This is a genomic window from Pseudoalteromonas phenolica, assembly GCF_005886345.1.
GTDB lineage: Bacteria > Pseudomonadota > Gammaproteobacteria > Enterobacterales > Alteromonadaceae > Pseudoalteromonas > Pseudoalteromonas phenolica_A.
In genome coordinates this window covers 70,791-92,224 of record NZ_PNEC01000021.1, presented here as the reverse complement: position 1 = coordinate 92,224, position 21,434 = coordinate 70,791, and the positions used below count along the sequence as shown (strand labels likewise).

The 21,434-nt window shown below is 39.0% G+C and carries 15 protein-coding genes; 11 read left to right on the top strand and 4 right to left on the bottom strand.

Going from position 1 to position 21,434, the window contains the following annotated elements; genetic code table 11:
• Positions 1 to 56 precede the first annotated feature (56 nt).
• On the bottom strand, positions 57 to 2,084 hold the full coding sequence (metG, locus tag CWB72_RS10100) for a methionine--tRNA ligase (protein WP_138631097.1): 2,028 nt from the start codon (positions 2,082 to 2,084) through the stop codon (positions 57 to 59).
• A gap of 170 nt (positions 2,085 to 2,254) precedes the next feature.
• Between metG and apbC the strand changes: the two genes are divergently transcribed.
• From apbC to CWB72_RS10085, 3 genes are all read left to right on the top strand, one after another.
• Positions 2,255 to 3,328: an iron-sulfur cluster carrier protein ApbC gene (gene apbC / locus CWB72_RS10095; protein ID WP_138631448.1), complete on the top strand. Its 1,074-nt coding sequence runs from the start codon at positions 2,255 to 2,257 to the stop codon at positions 3,326 to 3,328.
• Positions 3,329 to 3,331: 3 nt separating this feature from the next.
• Positions 3,332 to 3,925: a dCTP deaminase gene (gene dcd, locus CWB72_RS10090; protein WP_058029501.1), complete on the top strand. Its 594-nt coding sequence runs from the start codon at positions 3,332 to 3,334 to the stop codon at positions 3,923 to 3,925.
• Between the two features lie 103 nt (positions 3,926 to 4,028).
• Positions 4,029 to 6,497: a putative bifunctional diguanylate cyclase/phosphodiesterase gene (locus CWB72_RS10085; RefSeq protein WP_138631095.1), complete on the top strand. Its 2,469-nt coding sequence runs from the start codon at positions 4,029 to 4,031 to the stop codon at positions 6,495 to 6,497.
• Here CWB72_RS10085 and CWB72_RS10080 read toward each other — a convergent pair.
• Both CWB72_RS10080 and CWB72_RS10075 read right to left on the bottom strand, forming a co-directional pair.
• On the bottom strand, positions 6,466 to 7,242 hold the full coding sequence (locus CWB72_RS10080; protein WP_138567911.1) for a CLCA_X family protein: 777 nt from the start codon (positions 7,240 to 7,242) through the stop codon (positions 6,466 to 6,468). The two genes, CWB72_RS10085 and CWB72_RS10080, sit on opposite strands and share 32 nt — an antisense overlap.
• 2 nt (positions 7,243 to 7,244) lie before the next feature.
• The gene (locus CWB72_RS10075) at positions 7,245 to 7,844 is read right to left on the bottom strand and encodes a tRNA-uridine aminocarboxypropyltransferase (RefSeq protein WP_138631093.1); all 600 of its coding nucleotides are present in this window, start codon (positions 7,842 to 7,844) and stop codon (positions 7,245 to 7,247) included.
• Between the two features lie 112 nt (positions 7,845 to 7,956).
• Between CWB72_RS10075 and CWB72_RS10070 the strand changes: the two genes are divergently transcribed.
• The gene (locus CWB72_RS10070; RefSeq protein ID WP_130256454.1) at positions 7,957 to 8,304 is read left to right on the top strand and encodes an Hpt domain-containing protein; all 348 of its coding nucleotides are present in this window, start codon (positions 7,957 to 7,959) and stop codon (positions 8,302 to 8,304) included.
• A gap of 82 nt (positions 8,305 to 8,386) precedes the next feature.
• The gene (locus CWB72_RS10065; RefSeq protein WP_138631091.1) at positions 8,387 to 9,601 is read left to right on the top strand and encodes a pyridoxal phosphate-dependent aminotransferase; all 1,215 of its coding nucleotides are present in this window, start codon (positions 8,387 to 8,389) and stop codon (positions 9,599 to 9,601) included.
• A 63-nt stretch (positions 9,602 to 9,664) separates the two neighbouring features.
• On the opposite strand, the gene CWB72_RS10060 is transcribed toward CWB72_RS10065, so the two are convergent.
• Complete coding sequence (locus CWB72_RS10060; protein WP_138631089.1) at positions 9,665 to 10,699, bottom strand: LacI family DNA-binding transcriptional regulator; 1,035 nt, start codon at positions 10,697 to 10,699, stop codon at positions 9,665 to 9,667.
• A gap of 292 nt (positions 10,700 to 10,991) precedes the next feature.
• Between CWB72_RS10060 and pgi the strand changes: the two genes are divergently transcribed.
• The 6 genes from pgi to CWB72_RS10030 all read left to right on the top strand — a co-directional run bounded on the left by pgi (position 10,992) and on the right by CWB72_RS10030 (position 21,419).
• On the top strand, positions 10,992 to 12,632 hold the full coding sequence (gene pgi / locus CWB72_RS10055) for a glucose-6-phosphate isomerase (RefSeq protein ID WP_138631087.1): 1,641 nt from the start codon (positions 10,992 to 10,994) through the stop codon (positions 12,630 to 12,632).
• A 270-nt stretch (positions 12,633 to 12,902) separates the two neighbouring features.
• Positions 12,903 to 14,375, top strand: a complete 1,473-nt coding sequence (zwf, locus tag CWB72_RS10050) for a glucose-6-phosphate dehydrogenase (protein WP_138631085.1) — start codon at positions 12,903 to 12,905, stop codon at positions 14,373 to 14,375.
• The gene (gene pgl / locus CWB72_RS10045; RefSeq protein WP_138631083.1) at positions 14,375 to 15,082 is read left to right on the top strand and encodes a 6-phosphogluconolactonase; all 708 of its coding nucleotides are present in this window, start codon (positions 14,375 to 14,377) and stop codon (positions 15,080 to 15,082) included. Before zwf ends, pgl begins: the two co-directional genes overlap by 1 nt.
• A 488-nt stretch (positions 15,083 to 15,570) precedes the next feature.
• A complete protein-coding gene (locus CWB72_RS10040; RefSeq protein ID WP_138631081.1) occupies positions 15,571 to 18,294 on the top strand; it encodes a TonB-dependent receptor in 2,724 nt (907 codons plus the stop codon).
• Between the two features lie 60 nt (positions 18,295 to 18,354).
• The gene (locus CWB72_RS10035; RefSeq protein ID WP_138567903.1) at positions 18,355 to 19,878 is read left to right on the top strand and encodes a tryptophan halogenase family protein; all 1,524 of its coding nucleotides are present in this window, start codon (positions 18,355 to 18,357) and stop codon (positions 19,876 to 19,878) included.
• Positions 19,879 to 19,886: 8 nt separating this feature from the next.
• On the top strand, positions 19,887 to 21,419 hold the full coding sequence (locus CWB72_RS10030; protein ID WP_252371525.1) for a tryptophan halogenase family protein: 1,533 nt from the start codon (positions 19,887 to 19,889) through the stop codon (positions 21,417 to 21,419).
• The last annotated feature ends 15 nt before the right edge of the window (positions 21,420 to 21,434 follow it).

Sequence of the window (21,434 nt, the reverse complement as noted above, 5' to 3'; positions counted from 1 at the left end):
TGTTTCAGATACAAAAAAGCCCGCAAGATAGCGGGCTTTTGACGTGTAATTGTTAATTACATGACACGCATGCCTGGCTCTGAACCTTCATCTGGGTTCAGAATGTAAATTTCTTTACCACCCGGGCCTGCTGCCAGCACCATGCCTTCTGACAAACCAAAACGCATCTTACGCGGTTTAAGGTTAGCGACCATAACCGTTAGCTTGCCTTCGATATCTTCCGGTGCGTAGGCTGACTTAATACCTGCGAATACTTGGCGCGTTTCACCGCCTAAGTCTAACGTGAGTTTAAGCAGCTTTTCAGCGCCTTCTACATGTTCAGCTTTAGCGATTTTTGCAACACGTAAATCAACTTTAGCGAAGTCGTTAAACTCGATTTCATCTGCGATAGGCTCTTTAGCAAGTGGGCTATTAGGATCAATCTTTGGTTTATTCGCCGCTTCTAAGCTTTCTTTTGACTCTTCAACCATTTTGTTAACTTTATCCATTTCAACACGTTGCATTAGTGCTTTGAATTTACTGATTTCATGGCCAACTAATGGCGTTTGTGCACTTTCCCAAGTTAATTCTGTATTTAGGAAAGACTCAACGTTAGCAGCCATGACAGGAAGTACTGGTTTCAAGTAAGTCAGTAGCACTTTGAATAAGTTCAAACCAAGAGAGCATACTTGGTGAGCTTGTTCTTGTGTCTCTTCGCTCTTGATCAGTACCCAAGGTGCTTGTGCATCGATGAACTGGTTTGCTTTGTCAGCAAGAGTCATGATCTCACGGATCGCTCGGCTATACTCACGGTTTTCATAATGCTCAGCAATGGTGTCTGACGCATTTTGGAATTCAGCTAATAGCTCAGGCTCCATGATCACATCACTTAACTTGCCGTCAAATTTCTTAGTGATGAAACCCGCACAACGAGACGCGATGTTTACAACTTTACCAACCAAGTCAGAGTTCACACGTTGTGCAAAGTCTTCTAAGTTTAAATCTAAGTCAGTAATGCCACTGTTTAGTTTAGCAGCGAAGTAATAACGTAAATATTCAGGGTTTAAGTGGTCTAAATAAGTACGCGCCTTAATGAAGGTGCCTTTAGATTTAGACATTTTTGCACCGTTTACGGTTACAAAGCCATGTGCGAATACATTAGTTGGCTTGCGGAAATTCGCGCCATCTAGCATTGCAGGCCAGAACAGACTGTGGAAGTAAATGATGTCTTTACCGATGAAGTGGTAAAGTTCAGCATCAGAACCTTCGCCCCAGAATGCATCAAAGTCTAAGCCTGATTTGTCACATAGGTGTTTGAAGCTGGCCATGTAACCAATCGGTGCATCTAGCCATACATAGAAGTATTTACCTGTTGCACCAGGAATTTCAAAACCAAAGTAAGGCGCGTCACGGCTGATGTCCCATTGCTGCAAACCTTCAGCAAACCATTCTTCTAGTTTGTTTGCCATTTCAGCTTGCAGACTACCTGAGTGTAGCCACTCTTTTAGCATGTCTTCAAAAGCTGGTAGGTCGAAGAAATAGTGTTCAGAATCTTTTAATACTGGGATCGCACCAGACATCGCAGAACGCGCATCTTTTAGCTCAGTTGGGCTATATGTTGCACCACAAGCATCACAGCTGTCACCGTTTTGATCTTCAGCGCCGCACGTAGGGCAAGTACCTGTTACGAAGCGGTCTGGTAAGAAAATTTCTTTTTCTGGGTCAAATAGCTGAGAAATAGTACGCTTTTTAATATGACCTTTATCGTTCAAACGGTTGTAGATCAATGCGCTTAGTTCTTTGTTCTCTTCACTGTGTGTGCTGTGGTAGTTATCAAACTCAACGCTGAAGTCTGCGAAGTCACGTTGACGCTCGACACTCACATTTTTCACCATTTCTTCAGGTGTAATGCCTTGCTTTTGTGCATTGAGCATAATTGGCGTGCCGTGCGCGTCATCAGCACAGACGTAATAAGTTTCATGACCACGTAACTTTTGAAAACGTGACCAAATATCAGTTTGAATGTACTCAAGCATATGGCCAAGGTGAGTTGGACCATTGGCATACGGTAAAGCACTAGTGATGAGAATTTTTCTCTTGCTCATAAACGGTTCCATGAAATTTAAGTGATGTTGCTTAACTATTAAACAAACCACTAATTTGAGCCAAAATAAGGAACATTAAAGCCTTAGCTTAGCTGAATTGACTGGTGTTAATGGGTTGAATGTTACATAATTCCGAGGTCTTTTTCATCATTCGAGCACGTTTTATTTTTATGTTTGGACTCAATAAACTGTTTGGCAAACTTAACCCCGAAAAAACGGCGATTTTGACCGCATTATCTCAGTATAAAAGTGCGGTATTTCCTTTTGGTATTGCCAATGACTGGGTCGAAAAAGTAGATAAAACGAATGGCGGTTTTGAGGTGCACCTTAATTTACCCTTTGCAGCAAAAAATGCGCTATTAGATATTGAAGCTGAACTGCTTGAGAAAACACAGACAAAAATTAGTCTAAGTGCTGAAATTGCATTAACTGCAAAAGATAAATTCAAACAAATAAAACACATTGTCTTAGTGGCATCTGGTAAAGGTGGGGTAGGTAAGTCGACTTCTGCGGTGAACCTTGCTTATGCGATGGCTGCACAAGGTGCCAAGGTCGGTATTTTAGATGCTGATATTTATGGCCCTTCGATTCCATCTTTGTTCGCTTTAGAACACGAAAAACCAACAACAAAAGACAATAAAACCCTGCAACCCATTGTTAAAGATGACATTAAAATGCAGTCTATTGGTTTTTTAGTACCAGCAGAAGATGCCACAGTATGGCGAGGCCCTATGGCTTCTCAAGCGCTCAAGCAATTACTGAATGAAACAGATTGGGGCGAACTAGATTATTTATTTGTTGATATGCCGCCAGGCACAGGCGATATTCAGCTCACTATGACGCAAAAAGTGCCAGCCAGTGGTGCGGTGATTATTACTACACCTCAAGATTTAGCCCTTGCCGATGCACAAAAGGGCATCGCGATGTTCAATCAAGTAAACTTGCCTATACTGGGCCTGATTGAAAACATGAGTCACTACATTTGTGGCCATTGTGGTGGCAAAAACCATGTATTTGGTCAGCAAGGGGGCGAGCGTTTGGCGAGCCGCCATGGTGTACCATTATTGGCTGAAATCCCTTTAGATATTGAGATCAGGACGCACTCTGAGCAAGGTCTTAATATTGCAAAACAACCTATAAAAGCAACTGAACATTACACAGCATGTAGTCAACTTATCGCGAGCATGCTGCACTACCAATCAAGCACAGACTCACAAGTTGAGATTGTGATGACGGACGATTAAGAAATGAGATTATCTGATACCCATATTAAACAAGCCATTGCAGATCAAAAAATTATTATTGAGCCTTCACCAAGTGATGACATGATCTCAGGGATCACCCTTGATTTACGTTTAGGTAATAAGTTTCGTGTATTCCAAGATCATGGCGCGCCATATATTGATTTAAGTGGCCCAAAAGACAAACTAAACGATGCCATGGAATCAATCATGAGTGATGAAATTGAACTGGGCGAAAATGAGCAGTTCTTTTTACACCCGGGTCAACTGGCTCTGGCAATGACCTATGAATCAGTGACTTTACCTGCAGATTTAGTGGGTTGGTTAGATGGTCGCTCATCATTGGCACGTTTAGGCCTAATGGTGCACGTGACTGCGCACCGAATCGATCCAGGTTGGTCAGGCAATATTGTGTTAGAGTTTTACAACTCAGGAAAGTTACCGTTAGCACTTCGTCCAAAAATGAAAATTGGAGCGCTAAGTTTTGAAACCATGACAAGCCCAGCTGAGCAACCTTATAACGCGCGTAAAGATGCGAAATATAAGGGCCAGAATAGTGCGGTAGCTAGCCGTATCAGTGACGATAATTGTAATAATTAGTACATTTAATTTAGCATAAAAATTTACACTTTAAATCTGGCGAAACCCATTAAAATCTGCATACTTATTGATTGAGCGACAAGCTGAAGTTCAAGGAGATGGTATGTGGGTTTGGGCGTTTAAGTTTTGCTTAGCTGTTCTATTTACGGTTTTTTCTTTCAGCGCAAAATCAGAACTTATCACTTTGCATAATCTGAATGTGTCAGATACACAAATGTCGATTTTGGATGTGATCCAAAACGATAGCCGCTTTAATGCCCAGCCAACAAATAAGCTTCATATTGCAGCTAAAAGCAAGCACTGGTTTAAGGTCGACCCTAATATGCTACCTAAAACCGATAATGTGCATTGGGTTCTCTATTCAGATAAATTACCTTTAGGTAGTATTACCTTTTATTGGGTTCAAGATAATAAGTTGGTTAATAAAAGAGTTTTTTCACGTCTTAATAATAGTGTTCCTGAGCTTAAAATATTCCCTCATATCAGACTCACATCTCAAATAAGCAACACTTCAGTGTATTTAGAGGTTTCTAACCCAGAATCTATGCAACTTAATATAGAGTTAATCACAGCTGAGCAATTTGATAACCTCAAGCAAACACGCTTATTTTGGTATGGTACAGAGTTAGGTTTGCTGTATTTTGTTGGGTTATTTATGCTAGTGATGGCGGTGAGCAGTAAACGAAGTTACTTAAGTTATTTAGGTGCTTATTTTGTATTTATCGCAGTGCAATATAGTGTGGTAACTGGAGTTATCTATTTTTATGTACCAGATCTAATTGCGGAATATATCTCTTCTTTAACTGCGTGTTGGCTGTTTTTAACTTCTGCAGCAAGTATTATGTTTACCGCAAAGTATTTTGCATTGAAGCAGTTAAATAAGAAGATTTATAGGGCGGCGCAAACGGTTGCACGCTTTTTCTTGGTAGCCGCATGCCTGGCCTTAATATTTCAAGCGCAAGTATCAGTTACCGCTCAACTTGTAGGCTTTAGCCTTTTATTACTCACTTTATTATCAAGCTATTTTGTTGCTTTTAGTCATAGGCGTCCCTTCCTTTGGCCAATGTTTATAGGTTGGATCCCGGCTTTAATGATCGAGTTGGGTCGTATCATGTTGGCTGCGGGAGATGTTCCACAGAGTGATTTAATCGGGCCCGTTAGGTTACTAATATTTATCCATGTTATTTTGATTAGCTTGGTAATTTATTTGTTAGATAAGAAAAAACAAGATTCATTTGTTTTTTACAGCCTACATGATAAAGATACGGGGTTGGCTAACCGCCAAGCTCTTCATCAGTTTCTTGATAAGTTAGTGTCTTTAAAAAAGAGTCATACAATATTCACATTTAGCCCAATGATGTCTGATCAAGTTAAATTAAGTTTTGGAATAGAGTATGCGAATAAACGCTTGCGTGTGCTTTTTAAACGATTGAAGCTTCAACTCAACCCTTACCTTGAGGGGGAGCGTGAGGAACAATCTCAGCAGCTTTACAAATTATCAGATGATACCTTTGCTTTGGTGTTGATTGGTGACCTCTCGATTCAACAAATTGAACAATATGTCTGTGTTATTTCTGGTATTTTTGAAGAAGGAGTTGAGTACAAAGGTTTTCAACTATCAGATCAAATAAATGTGGGCGTGTCACATTACCCCACACATGCAATAAACTCTGAACTATTAATTCAAAGGAGTTTACTTGCACTCGCAGATACTAATTCATTAGGAGATAACTGGCATATTTATGACCCTTCAATAGCTGCAATGGCTGAGCGCCGTTTAAAGTTGTCGGCTTCCCTACAAAGCGCAATTTCAAACAATGAACTGTCGTTATATTTACAGCCCCAAGTTCTTATAGAAAATGGGCAAGTATACGGTGCCGAAGGTTTATTACGTTGGTCACACCCTGATTTAGGCTTTATTCCCCCAGATGAGTTTATTCCTATTGCAGAGGCATCAGGACAAATTAATGCGATCACTGAATGGGTTATTTCACAGGGGTTAATCTACCAGAAAAAAATTGTGGAAACATATCCAAATCATATGCTTTCTCTGAACATTTCAGGAAAGGATCTGTCAAGAAAAGAGCTGATTGTGCAGCTTATAACACAACTCAATGAAATGTCACTTGAACCATCACGAATTATTTTAGAAATCACAGAATCAGTTGCGATTGCTGGAGAAGGAAAATTAAAAGATGTGATAGAAGATTATCGCCATTTAGGGGTAAAAGTTGCGATAGATGATTATGGAACCGGATACTCTTCTCTGGCTTATTTGAGTGAGCTTGGTTTTGATGAATTGAAAGTAGATAAACAGTTTATTATTGATATTGAGAGCTCTAGTAAAAATCAAACTATCTGTAAAACGACTTGTGATATGGCAAAAAGTTTGGGGTCGATGGTAGTTGCTGAAGGGGTTGAAAATTTAGCAAGTTACAATAAATTATTGCATTATGGTTGCGATATAGCACAAGGCTATTTTATTTCTAAACCGATTAAATTTGAAGAGTATTTACAGTGGCTTGGTGAGGCAAATCAAGTTATTGATGTAAAGCAATTGCTAGTGCGTTGAAATAACGATAGATACTAGATTGTAACTGTGTTCGAAGTGCTTTATCAGGAAAACCACCTTGTTGGGCGAGCTGACTTTTTTTCACACCAGACACTAAATAGTGATTTGTAATTTCAGTATGGTGGCCGATGCAGGACTCAAATGCACGGGCTGTTATTTCTTGCGGACGGCTGAAATAATTTTGTTGATAGGTTTTATCGAGCATAATCGATTTTTTGAAGAAAGTACTTTCTTGCTTACCCGTTTCATCTAAAAAGCAGTGTTTATAAAAGTTTGAGAGCTCATCATTAAGTGGGTGAGGGTAATAAGACTCTTCTGTAAGCCATTTTACTGAGGCAAAATCAAAATATTGGCTGTTTGGGTATAAGAATTTACAGATGTAATGATCAAATGCGTGCCACCACTCGTGCGCCAGTGCCCCTGCACCTGCATTTTTAGCTAAAGCTAGAATTTTTCCATTACTATCATAGTGGGCCTGGACGCCTTTTTGACCACCAGAGCCAAAGCTTAAGCTTAAAGAGTTTCTAAGGCCTATTACTTCTGGAGGTATATTCAATATTTGCGTGAGATCAGCCAAGCTGTCATAAATTAAATTTGCAGCAATAAGTCTTTCTTCTTTATTTACCCAAGCACCAACAGTAATGGTTTTAAAACCAAAAGTATGCTTAATCTCTTCAAATAAAACTTGATCGCCAAAACGATAATCTGGCCCTTGTCTATAAAACTCATTTGTCAGCCTTGCCATAGTTATTCTTCAAAGTACCTTGCTTTAACATTTTCAGGCATAAACTTGGTTTGTTGTTCAATCATACCATTAAGAAGATGCAACAAAGGCTGATTATCACAGCCGTCAACAATATGAATAAAGTGCCCAACCGCTTCTAAAGTCGAGAGACTGTAGCTTTGCTCTGCCTTACGGATATGATATTGGTTCTCAGGTATAGTTGAAAAACTGATTTTCTGTAACTCATGCAAATAAGGGTTTAAAGCAAAAATTTTATTGGTTTTCTTCCAAGTACCATCAATAACTAGCAAATGCGTGAGTTGTGGTTCAAGTGATGAACAGTTATGTACATCAATAGTATCTTTGCCAGGATATAAAAGTGCGGTGCTTTCTTTAGGTAAGCCCATGAGAACTGATTCGAAGTCACTTTCGGATTCACCAACAACAACTTGTATATCGCTTAATTGTAGCTGTAAAAGGCGAACGGTATTTTTAGCCAAGTTTACTTCGTCAGGGTGCTGCAAGATAATAATTCTGGTACGGTTGTTTACTTTTTTAGAGACGTACTCGCAGACACACGTTGTTACAGGATAATGACATTTTGTACAGTTTGATCGTTTCATTTTCGTTTTCAAGCTCGTAAACTAAGCTGATTTTATCATATTGAAGATTATCTTTTGCCATCAAGCTTGTATTTTACTACATTATTTAAAGACATAACGAAAGAGAACAGTTATGAACGTAACAATCAATGAAGATGCGCTAGCCGGGATGCAAGCACTGCTGGGAGAGCAGTTTGCTGATACCGTAGTGTTTTGCTGTAGTGAATTTGAAAGGCTAGAGAGTGAATTAAGAATGGCTTATAACAACGATAAGCAAGAAGCTATTCGACATGCTCATAGTTTAAAGTCTAACGCAGCGCAGTTTGGGGCTACGAGCTTAAGCAATTTAGCACGAGCAATTGAGCAGGGACTTATTCAAGATGATTTAGCTGATATGGAAGATAATTTTGCTCGGCTAGCAGCTCAAGTTTCTGGCTCAAAAAGTCAGTTATTACAATGGCTAGAAATAAACTGTATCTAGAATTTATTTCACTTCAATTCTCTTATTTCCCTCTAGTTTTTTTAGTCAGCTTTGAGCTATGCTGAGTTGACTGGGGGGATATATGTCTAAAATCACAAAAAGCAATAAATTACATGGCGTTTGCTATGATATTCGTGGTCCTGTATTACAACAGGCAAAACAAATGGAAGACGATGGTCTGAAAGTATTAAAATTAAATGTTGGCAACCCTGCTGCATTTGGTTTTGATATGCCAGAAGATATGCATCGAGATATCATTCGTAATCTTTATTCAGCGCAAGGTTACTGTGATTCTAAAGGGTTATATTCTGCTCGCGTTGCTGTTTATCAGCATTACCAACAAAAGCAATTACCTCATATTAGTGTAGACAATATCTATATTGGCAATGGTGTCAGCGAACTTATCCAAATGACGACGCAGGCGTTATTAAATTCTGGTGATGAAGTATTGATCCCCGCGCCTGATTATCCTCTATGGACGGCATCAGTGAAGTTGTCTGGTGGCAAACCAGTTCACTATTTATGTGATGAAGAGCAAGATTGGTTTCCTGATATTGCCGATATACGCTCAAAAATTACAGATAAAACCAAGGCAATTGTTTTAATTAATCCGAATAACCCAACTGGTGCAGTATATGAGAAAGCACTGTTAGAAGAATTAGTTAAGGTTGCAAGAGAACATCAATTACTGATCTTAAGTGACGAAATATATGAGAAGATCCTTTACGATGGGGTAGAGCATTTTTCAATTGCAGCATTATGTGACGATTTACCAGTTATTACTTTTAATGGTTTAGCCAAGACATATCGTGCTGCGGGTCTCAGAATGGGTTGGATGATACTCAGCGGCAATATAGAAGCCATGAGTGATCTTATAACTGGACTCGATATTTTGGCTTCAATGCGATTGTGTGCCAATGTGCCTGCTCAGTTTGCTATCCAGCAAGCACTTGGCGGTGTTCAATCCATAGATAGTTTAATTGAACCCGGCGGTAGGTTATTTGAACAAAGAAATATTGCGTATAACGGGTTAAATGCAATTGAAGGGATCAGTTGTGTGAAACCAAAGGGGGCACTGTATGCCTTTGCTAAAATAGACGTTGAAAAGTTTAATGTCACGAATGATGAAAAAATGATGTTAGATCTATTAAAGCAAGAAAAGATATTGTTGGTTCATGGCCGAGCATTTAATTGGCCTAGACCAGATCATTTCAGGTTAGTTTTCTTACCGCATAAAGATGAACTTGTTCCGGCTATGGATAAGATGCAACGGTTTTTTGCAAATTATAGCCAATAAAAAAGCGCCTTTCGGCGCTTTTTTATTGAAAACTTAGTGAGGCTCCAGCTCGTTAAATACCGCTTAGAGTGGTGCTGGGCCAGTGCTTTCTCTGACCACAATCGAAGGCGTAAAGTTTGTGATTATGTCTTTTTCTTGTTTTCGGCTACTTCTTGTTTTACTGAATAATAGTCGAGCAGCATGTTCTGAAATAACATTATTTGCCTGGTGAGCGGTTGTTAATTTTGGCCATGTTTGACGAGAGAACGGAGAGTCTTCGAATCCGGATATAGACAATTGAGCTGGGATCTCAATATTCATCAACCTAGCAGCAAATAAAGCACCAGCTGCAACCTCATCGTTACCACCTAGTATAGCTGTCACACCAAGCTTATTATTATCAGCTAACAAGTGTTTAGCGCCATTTACACCCGACTCGAAAGAGTAATGTCCTTCAAAAACAAGAGAAGGGTTAAATGACAAATCATTATCTTTGAGAGCCTGCAAATAACCTGCAAAACGTTCAGTTGTCGATTTATGCTCTTTATCGCCTAAAACAAAAGCGATGTTTTTGTGGCCATGATGAATGTGGTGTTCAGTGATTTCGTATGCTGCTGCAAAGTCATTTACAAGGATTGAGTTATTCTTACCTTCATTTTGCTCTTCTCTTCCAGATAATAATCTGACGTAAGGCATACTCATCTCATCTAACAAATTAATAATATCTTGTTGCTCTGAGAGAGGCGGGGTAAGTACTAAGCCTGCAAGACGAGAGCGTTGGATCATGGTTTTAAATTCATCTTGCATCTGAGCATCAGTGCTACTGCACGGATGGATAACTAGTTCATAGCCTTCATCTTTACAGCGAGAAAGCACACCATTTTGCATATCGATTACATAATAAGCATTGGGATTATCATAAACTAAAGCGACAGCGAAGGAAGATGTACCAGCTAAGTTGCGCGCAGCGATGTTTGGTTGGTAATTAAGCTCTTTAACCGCGCTCATTACTATATCGTACGTTTTCTTGCGTACTGATGGTTCTTTATTGATAACTCGCGAAACTGTTTTCATCGATACGCCAGCTAGCTTGGCGACATCATTTATAGTCACTTTCATAATTTATTATTCTATATTGTGAGAGAGCAAAACGGGCTCATATTTCATTAAATGGTAATGATGATTCACTATTTTAACCAGGAAAGGAAAAAAATAGCATCATATCTGTAAATAAATATTTAACTGATACCGGTGTCATTTTTAAAATATTCAGGTATTATCCACATTCTAAAATTGGAAATTAGCCAATTGACAGCGCTGTCAATTTAACTTATGGTTAACGCATAAAAATAAAACTAGTGCCGTTTTCAATTTTTAAGTATGTGCACAATCGTGTTTAGAGGAACTAATTATGAACTGCCGAAGTGAACTAAGTAGCTGGCAAGCACTCGAAAAATCAGCAGAAAGCTTAAAGCAACAACATCTTAAAACGTTGTTTGCTAATGACAATAAGCGTTTTGAAAAGTTTTCTACTCAGGTTCCTGGCCTTCTTTTTGACTTCTCTAAACAACTTATTGATGATGCTGCATTTTCTCAATTGATTCAACTTGCCGAGCAATGCGATATTGCAGCTTGGCGCGAAAAAATGTTTTCAGGTGAGAAAATTAACATCACTGAAGACAGAGCTGTGTTACATACTGCACTAAGAAATCGTTCAAATTCAGTGGTTGAAGTAGATGGTGAAGATGTCATGCCATTAGTAAACGCCGAACTTGAAAAAATTAAAGCATTCACTGAAAAAGTGCGTTCAGGTGAGTGGTTAGGCTTTACAGGCGAGTCAGTAAAAGATGTTGTTGCAATTGGTGTCGGTGGTTCTAACCTAGGCCCTCAAATGGCAACTGAAGCGTTAAAAGCTTACGCTGATGACACGTTAAATGTACATTATGTTTCGAACGTTGATGGTGTTCAGTTATACCAAGCACTTGCAGGCTTAAACCCTGAGACGACGTTATTTGTGATTTCTTCAAAAACGTTTACAACGTCTGAAACAATGACCAATGCACGTTCATCTGTTGCGTGGTTCTTAGAGTCTGATGCATCAAAAGCTGACATTGCAAAGCACTTCGTTGCCGTAAGTACCAACCTAGAGAAAACACGTGCGTTTGGTATAGCAGACGAAAATGTATTTACCATGTGGGATTGGGTTGGTGGTCGCTTCTCTCTTTGGAGCGCTATCGGCTTACCAATCGCACTTTATTTAGGTTACGAGCAGTTTGAAGCTGTGTTGGAAGGCGCTTTCGAAATCGACGAGCACTTCAAAATGGCTAAATTTGAAGACAATATTCCTCTAGTCATGGCACTTTTAAGCGTTTGGAATACCAGCTTTTTAGGTCACGCAGCGCAAGCAATTTTACCTTACGATCAAGCGCTACATATGCTTCCAGCTTACTTACAACAGGGTGAGATGGAAAGTAATGGTAAGCACGTGTCATTTGATGGTCGCCAAGTGCCATATACAACTGTCCCGCTTATTTGGGGTATGACAGGTATTAATGGTCAGCACGCATTTTATCAGTACTTACACCAAGGTAATACGATTGTACCTGCTGATTTTATTGCGTCGTTGAAACCACAGCATAAAATTGGTCAGCATCACGATATTTTATTATCGAACTTCTTCGCACAAACTGAAGCCATGATGGCGGGTGTTGATGCTGAGCAGGTTCGTGCAGATTTAACTGCAAAAGGCAAATCTGAAGCAGAAATTGAGCAATTAATTGCGCATAAAATTCACCAAGGTAATCGTCCAACAACATCTATGATATTAGATGTAGTTGATGCTAAAGCAGTGGGTCGATTAATCGCCTTGTATGAACACAAAATTTTCTGCCAAGGTGTAATTTTAGAGATTTGCTCTTTTGATCAATGGGGTGTAGAGCTTGGCAAAGGCTTAGCATCAGCTATTGAAAAAGAGTTAACAGAAGAAAATGTTGAGCACCAACATGATAGCTCGACATCAGGATTAATTGCTTACTATAAGCAAAATCGATAATGGATTTTGCCTCATCCGAGGCACACCGATTTCACGCAAAGTGAAAACAATACCTTTGAACGGGTAGCGCTGGAGTTCTTAGGGCCTGTATTTTTGTGAGAGGAATTACAGAGCCCCTAAGACTCATTTTAGCATTTTCATACAAACCAGCCCCCGTGAAATGCAAACGAATTCAATACCCCAAACCAAGCTTGCTTGGTAAACTATCCAACAAGCAAATATGAAGCGTGCCAACGCAATTGTCGCGCCTAACCATGTAGAGAGTAAATTATGCTTAACCCTTTTGATATTGTAATTTTTGGTGGCGGCGGTGATTTAGCACTTCGTAAACTATTGCCTGCGATGTATAGAGCTTATCAAGAAGGCAACTTACCGGAAGGCTCTCGTATTTTGCCTACAGTCCGTGGACAAGAACAACAAAAAGATTATATTGATACGGCACACCAGGCTTTAAAGTCTTTTTTAGCAGAAGGCGAATTCAATGAAAAAGATTGGCAGGCATTTTCAACTTATTTAATTCCTGTCGTTATAAATGTAACTGAAGCTGATGATAATTGGGATGAGTTAAATAAAATTCTTAATACAGATGCAGATGACAAATCTCGCGTATTTTATTTATCTCTTCCGCCAGCGGTTTATGGCCAATGCTGTGAAATCTTATCTCTAAAAGGCCTAATTACTGAAACTTCTCGTGTTGTTGTTGAAAAGCCAATTGGTTATTGTGGTCAATCAGCTGAAGAAATTAATGCTCGAATTGCTGAGTTCTTTAAAGAAGAGCAAATTTTCCGTATTGACCATTATCTAGGTAAAGAAACAGTACAGAATTTAATGGCTTTGCGTTTTTCGAATGCATTATTCGAAAACTTATGGGATGCAAAAACCATTGATAATATCCAAATCAGCATTTCTGAAACGGTTGGTCTTGAGTCACGTGCAGGTTTCTATGATAAAGCGGGTGCACTTCGTGATATGGTACAAAACCATTTACTACAATTATTATGTCTAGTGGCTATGGAGTCACCACATAAGCTAAATGCGCAAAGTATTAGAACAGAAAAACTAAAAGTACTTGAAGCATTACGTCCGCTTGTTTCAGAAGACGTTGATAGCAATGTGGTTCGTGGTCAGTATGTGCCGGGCGAACTTGATGGCAAAATTGTACCTGGTTATTTAGAAGAACTTGCTGAAGGTGCGAGTACCACTGAGACTTTCGTAGCAATCAGAGCGCATATTGATAACTGGCGTTGGTCTGGTGTGCCATTCTACCTAAGAACAGGCAAACGTATGAAGCAGCGTTGTGCGGAAATTGTAGTTGAATATAAGCCTGTATCTCACAATGTTTATGAAAATAATGTTGGCCCGGTTCAACCAAACCGTTTAGTTATTCGTCTTCAGCCTGAAGAGAGTATCCAACTTACACTGATGTCGAAACAGTTAGATAAGCATGAGATGCAATTACAACCGGTGACGCTAAACATTGAATTGAGTGAGCAATATGAAAACGGTTTCCACTCTGATGCGTATAAGCGACTAATGTTAGATGCGGCAGCCAATAACCCGTCATTATTCATCCATCGTCAAGAAGTTCGCCGAGCATGGCAATGGATTGATCCGATCATTGCTCGTTGGCAAGAAAAAGGTACGCCAGCACTTTACCGAGCGGGCTCTTGGGGACCAGAAGCTGCTGATGAGTTATTAGCAGAGTCTAAACATAAATGGTTTAATGTAGGAGAGGGCGCATAATGGCCAATCTAACAGAGCAATTTTTCGATTCAAAAGCGGCAATGACAGAAGCATTAGCTAAGTTGTTAGAATCTCAATTATCTCAAGGTATTGAGCAAGATGGTCAAGCTGTATTAATGGTGTCGGGTGGCTCATCTCCAGCTCCTGCCTATAAATATTTAGCGAATTTAGAATTTCCATGGGAAAAAGTGTCTGTTGCTATGGTAGACGAGCGTTGGGTAGACGTCAGCCATGACAAGTCTAACGAAGCTTTTATTAACTCAACGCTGTTACAAAATCACGCAGCAAAAGCCAACTTTGTTACGATGAAGAACTCAGCAGACTCCGCGGTCTCAGGACAAGCTGAATGCGAAAAAGCGTATGCAGAATTAAAAACGGCTGACGTCACTATTCTAGGAATGGGTCCTGATGGTCACACAGCTTCTTTATTCCCTCATGCTAACGGTTTAGAAAATGGCCTAAATAGCACAGATAAAGTATGTGCCATTAATGCCATTGAAAGCGAAGTGACGGGTAGCATCACAGAGCGAATGAGTTTAACGCTAAGTGGAATTGCGAATTCTCAAAAAGTTGTTTTACTTATTTCTGGAGAAGAAAAGAAAGCGGTTTATGAAGACGCTAAAACAGAAGGGTCTGAATTCGATATACCTTTAAGAGCAGTATTAGCTCATTCTGACATTGATTTAACGGTATTCTGGGCACCTTAAGAATGGTTCAAATGAGAAAAACGCGTCTTAATGACGCGTTTTTTATTTGCGATAACTCATTTTTCCAAAACTCATAGACAAAAATATCATAACTAAGATATAATGACAGCGCTGTCATTGAGAGTAATTATCACCCTTGAATGCTTCTGCCAAAGCTTTTTACCTCATTAACACTGATTGAAGTTGAGAACCACAAGGAAGTTGTGGCGCTCGATTCAATGGTCTGACTTAACCTATTTACTATCCACATTTGTTTTCTTTGTGCTATATTCAACATGATTATTGTAACAAATTGTCATCCATACACCTGAAATAATAACACTTTCAGTTACTTAGTTAAGTTGTTGAATATTTTTTGAGTAGCTTGCTAAAAAAAATGTAGCGAAATTGTAATTTAGGGTGTATGGTTTGTTATTAGATGACAACGCTGTCATCTTCACTGGGCAGAAGTGAATAAAAAATAAACAAAATGATTCAAGGGGAATCCTGTGTTAGCTAATAATTTTAAGAAAAGCTTAATCGCTGCCAACATCGGTCTAGTACTGACTGCTGGCGTATCGGGCGTTGCGTATGCAAATGAAGGCAGCAAGGCTCAAGAAGATGTTGAAGTAATTGAAGTACGTGGTATTCGTCGCTCTTTAGAAGCTGCGATTAATACTAAACGTTTTGCAACATCAGTAGTTGATGCTGTTTCAGCAGAAGATGTCGGTAAGTTTCCTGACAGTGATGTAGGTGAAGCTCTAGGCCGTATTTCAGGTGTTTCAGTAGGTCGTCAATTCGGTCAAGGTCAACAAGTTTCTATTCGTGGTGCTTCAGCACAATTAACACGTACTCTATTAAACGGTCATACTGTTGCATCTACAAACTGGTATGATCAACAAGCAATCGATAGAAGCTTCAACTATTCATTAATGCCTTCTGAAATGGTAGGTGGAATTGAAGTTTATAAGTCTTCTCAAGCTGACCTTCCTGAAGGTGGTGTTGGTGGTGTTATCATCGTTAACTCTCGCAAACCATTAGACCTAGACGCAAATACAGTTTTCGGTAGTGTTAAATTCGATCATGGTTCTGTTTCAGAGCAGTGGGACCCTGAAGTTTCAGGTCTATACAGCTGGAAAAATGACGACGAAAACTTTGGTGCATTAGTTGCGATGTCTCGTAAGGACACTGAATATCAACGTCGTGGTACAGAAACGATTCTAAACTGGGGTGGTGCAGTAGCTCCAACTGTATTTAAGCAAGACCGTGAGCGTACAGCTTTAAACGTTGCGCTTCAGTATGCGCCAACTGATGAGATGGAGTTTGGTTTGAACTATACTTCATTAGACCTTCAGGCTGACAACATCAACTCTTCATTATTCCTTTTCTCTCAAGGTGCAGATGCTGCTCGTTGGATCCCTTACGGTGACAAATACAGCAACGGTGGCGTTGATGAGAACGAGGTAGATGGTCCTCTAGGTAACATGCCAACTTGTCAAGCTACTAATGCAACTGGTGATTGTGTTAAAACAACATTAGATGCACTGGCAGGCGGTAGTTGGGGTCAAACTTGGGTTCGTGATGCAGAAATGAATTCAAAGACTCTAGAAGTAAATGGTAAATACACTGGTGATGGTTTTGTAATCGATGGGCGTATCGGTAATACTAAATCTGAAGGTGGTACTAACTTCACTGCAGCACAACGTAATGGTATCGGTGAAGCGTCTGATTTTGCTGGTGTTTACGATGCAACTGGTAAAATCTTCGCAGTAGATACTGCAGTTAAATCATGGACTCGTGATGATTTTGTTGGTGATTTAGACTTACCAGGTTGGTCTATTAGAAGTCAACCAAATACAGATGAAGAAGATTTTGTTCAAGGTAACATCAAGTTCTATGTGGACTTTGGTGCAATTACTTCAATCAAAACAGGTTTCAGTTATGCAAGCCACTTTGTTGAAGAAAAGACTTTTTGGCCAAACCCTCGTGTAGCTCCTACTAACCAACTTCCTGGTGATGTAAGCAAGCTATATTTAGATAGTCAGCTTCAACTTTCTCAAGGCTTTATGTTCCCAGAAGCGAACTACGATGCACTACTTGAGCGTGCTAAAAGTGGTTTAGGTGAGTGGGAGTTATTACGTTCTGGTTACGGTACAGTTGAAGAAGATAACTTTGCTGCTTACGTAATGGCTGAATTCGAAACTGATGGTGTTCGTGGTAACTTTGGTCTACGTTATATTAGCACAGATGCTGAGTCTGACTTTTTTGCTGTAGATTTTGATGGTATTGCTGCAGGTTTATACGCTGAAGGTGGTTCTCTAGCAGGTTACCAGGCTTATGAGACAACACTAACAACAGAAAAAGCTGATTACAGCGACGTTCTTCCAAGTGTTAATATTGTATTTGACCTAACTGAAGATTTAATTCTTCGTACTTCAGCGTCACAAGTTATCGCTCGTCCAAACTACGCAAATATGTTTGCTCGCCAATCACAAGATGGCTATAACGATGACATCGAAGGCAACGAAGTGTTAACTAAGGGTTCTCCAGCACTTAAGCCATTCAAGGCTACTCAAGCTGATTTAAGCCTAGAGTGGTATTATGATTCAAGCGCGTTATTATCATTTACTTATTTCATTAAAGATATTTCAAGCTTCACAACAGCAGGCTTAGAGCCAAATGTGTCGTTAGGTATTGTTGATAACTTTGGTAATGATAATTGGACAATCAGTACTCAGAGAAACTCTACTGGTGGTGAGATCCGCGGTTTTGAACTACAGTGGCAGAACTCATTTGAGAGTGGTTTAGGTTATGTAGCTAACTACACTTTTGTTGATGCTACAGCAGATGCTAAGAACTATGCTGATTTAGTTTCTAACTTCTCAGACTCTTCAAAGCATACTCTTAACTTAGTTGGTTATTATGAAGCTGATAACTACAGTGCACGTTTAGCATATAACTGGCGTTCAGAGTACATGATCCGTGAAGGCGCAGGCTTCTACGGTAACCGTATGCATGACGATTACGGCACACTTGATTTCTCAGCTACATACACTTTAAATGACTCTGTAGGTTTCACATTTGAAGTTGTTAACATTCTTGAAGAAGATAGTATTCAACTTGGTGCTGCTCCGACAGAATCAACAATTAAGAATGAGCTGAAGAATAATTATCCAGCATGGTCATTCGAAGGCGAAAGACGTATTAAAGCGGGCGTAAACTTCCGTTTCTAATATAACAAGTAGTTTTAAGCCCAGCCTATGCTGGGCTTTTTAGTTTCTAAAAGGTGAAGTATGAATACGATCACAATAGTCGGTGGTGGTACCTCAGGTTGGATGACTGCTGTATTACTTAATCAAGCATATAACAAATTTGGTCAAACAGTAAAAGTTAGGCTTATTGAAAGCCCTGATATCGATATTGTGGGTGTAGGTGAAGCAACTGTACCAGCGATAAAGGACTTTCTTCAAGCAGTAGGTATTGATGAAATGGACTTTATGAAACATACAAATGCCACTATTAAGACAGGTATTTTATTCAAAAATTGGTGCGCGCCGAGTAAAGATGGCCAAGTTCATACTTATATGCATCCATTTGACCAAGAAAAAGCAGAAAAAAGGTTAGATGTAGCAACTTCATGGTTATTATCTGAACGGAGAAAGCCTTATGATCAAAGTGTTTCTATTGCCCATGCTTTAGCGCAAAAAAACCTGACACCAAAAGTAATGAACAGTAAAAGTTTTCAATCTATCGTGCCATATAGCTATCACCTAGATGCAAGGTTGTTTGGGCAGTATTTACGTGATTATGCATGTGCAAAAGGGGTTGAGCGAATCGAAGCACATGTTTCTAGTGTAAATTCCAGTGGTAATATTATTGACTCCTTAGATACAACCAAAGGAACTTTTAAGTCAGATTATTTTATAGACTGTACTGGGTTTAGAAGCCTTTTAATTAGTCAAGTAGATGACGATTCCAACTGGCACAGTTATAGAGACTCGCTGTTTTGTGATAGAGCTGTAACTGTTCAAACACCGCATGAAGCGGGTTATTCGTCTAAAAGTTATACTGAGTCTTATGCGTTAAATGCAGGTTGGGCTTGGAAAATAGATCTACAGAACCGAACAGGTAATGGATATGTCTATTCAAGTAGGTATATAGACTCTAAGACTGCTGAAAACGAATTTAGAAACCACCTTAATTTACCTGATGATATTCAATTTAACCACATTGAAATGAAAGTTGGCCGCAGGAAGCAACAGTGGGTTGGTAATTGTGTTTCTGTCGGCTTATCAAGTGGTTTTATTGAGCCTTTAGAGTCTACGGGTTTGCACCTAATATATTTGGCTGCAAGATTTTTTGTTTTGCACAATAACTTCTCAGGAAACAGCCAAAGTAATATTGATAACTTTAATCTGACTATGTGTAAAACATATGATGAATTAAAAGACTTCATCGTGCTCCACTATGTGCTTTCAGATAGAAAGGACACAGAATTTTGGCGAGATGTACACAAAACTTTAGATTTTTGTCCCGAATTATCCAAAAGATTAGAGCTGTGGAAATCTAAGGTCTGTGAATTTTTTGATGTGTCTGACTCTACGTCACATATGTTTTCTGATACCAGCTATAGATATATTTTATATGGTATGAATTATTTCCCTGAACTAAAAATACCCACAATAGACGGGGAGTTTGAAGATATTTTTCAATATCTTGATGAAAGAAAAAAACAAGCTTGCAATGCTGTTCTAAGTCATTCAGATTTTATAAATAAAATTCAGGGCAAAAGCAACTTTGTTTCTGTGAAGCTTTGAGGCAATGTATGAAAGATATCGAGATTAAAAATTATGTTGTGGTTGGTGGCGGAACAGCTGGGTGGATCACAGCAAGCCTACTTGCCACCAAGTTATCTCATGATAAAACCAAATCAGTAACCCTAATAGAGTCTCCAGATATTCCGATAATTGGAGTCGGGGAGGGAACTGTTCCTTCTATTCGTCAGACGCTTAAAAGAATAGGGATCAGTGAATCTGAACTAATAACAAAATGTGATGCAACTTTTAAACAATCTATTAAGTTCGCTAACTGGATGGATAAAGAAACGCATGGTGAAAAAAATTTTTATCACCATCTTTTTGATTACCCTTTCCCTTTCGGTGACAATTTACTGCCCTTTTGGCATAAGAAAAAAGGGTCAAGTTTTGCTGAAATGGTGTCAATTCAACAGCATTTAGCTGAACTAAATTTAGCACCTAAAAATATAACTGATGCTGAATTCACTGGTATTTCTGATTATGCATACCATTTTGATGCACATAAATTTGCTCAACTGTTGAAGGAAAATGCAGTTGAAAAATTAGGTGTGAATTATATTTCCGATAATGTTGAAGACGTGACTATTGACTCGGAAATAGGAATTTTAGCCTTGAAGCTACAAAAAAATGGGATGACAAAGTACGATTTTTATATTGATTGCTCAGGTTTTACGAGTCTAATACTAGGTCAGAAGTTAGCTGTGCCTTTTATAGATAAGAGTAATGTCATATTTTCAAATAAGGCGTTAACGGTTCAAGTACCTAATCTCGACAAAGAAATTCCTCCTTTCACTATATCAACAGCACATCAAGCTGGCTGGATATGGGATATCGCGCTTTCGACTAGACGTGGTATAGGCCTAGTCTATTGCGACAGGTATATGTCTGAAGATACCGCAAGAGAAAAACTTGAAAAATATGTTGGAAGTCCATTAGAAGAATTTAATGTTAGAAAAATTGACATGAAGATCGGTTATAGGGAGCAAGCCTGGCATAAAAACTGTTTGGCAATTGGTCTTTCGCAGGGCTTTGTTGAACCTTTAGAAGCAACAGCAATTTTGCTTTCTGATTTTTCTGCTAATCTGTTTTGTAATAAACTTCCTGAGCATGTGTCTGATTTAGAGGATTTTGCAAAGCACTTTAATAAGCGTATTACCTACACTTGGGAAAGAGTGATAGATTTTGTTAAGCTTCACTACTGTATTTCAAATCGCTCTGATAGTCAGTTTTGGCTTGATAATAGAGATATGTCATCTATTCCATCTAGTCTAACTGAAAAGCTTTCTTTATGGATGAAAAGTTACCCTAGCAAAGACGATTTCTTCTCTAAATTTGAGGTTTTCGATTTAGAGAATTATTTATATGTTTTAGCTGGGATGGATTTTTCTTTCAAAGAATTAAAAATGAGTGATCATGAGTTAGCACGCTATGAGAATCAAACAAATCAAGTGCTTAAAACGTTTGAGGAATATAAAAATAGATTACCAAAACAACGTGAATTAATTAAAAAAGTGCTTGAGAATGGTTTTCCAAAAATTTGAAAAACCATAAACTCT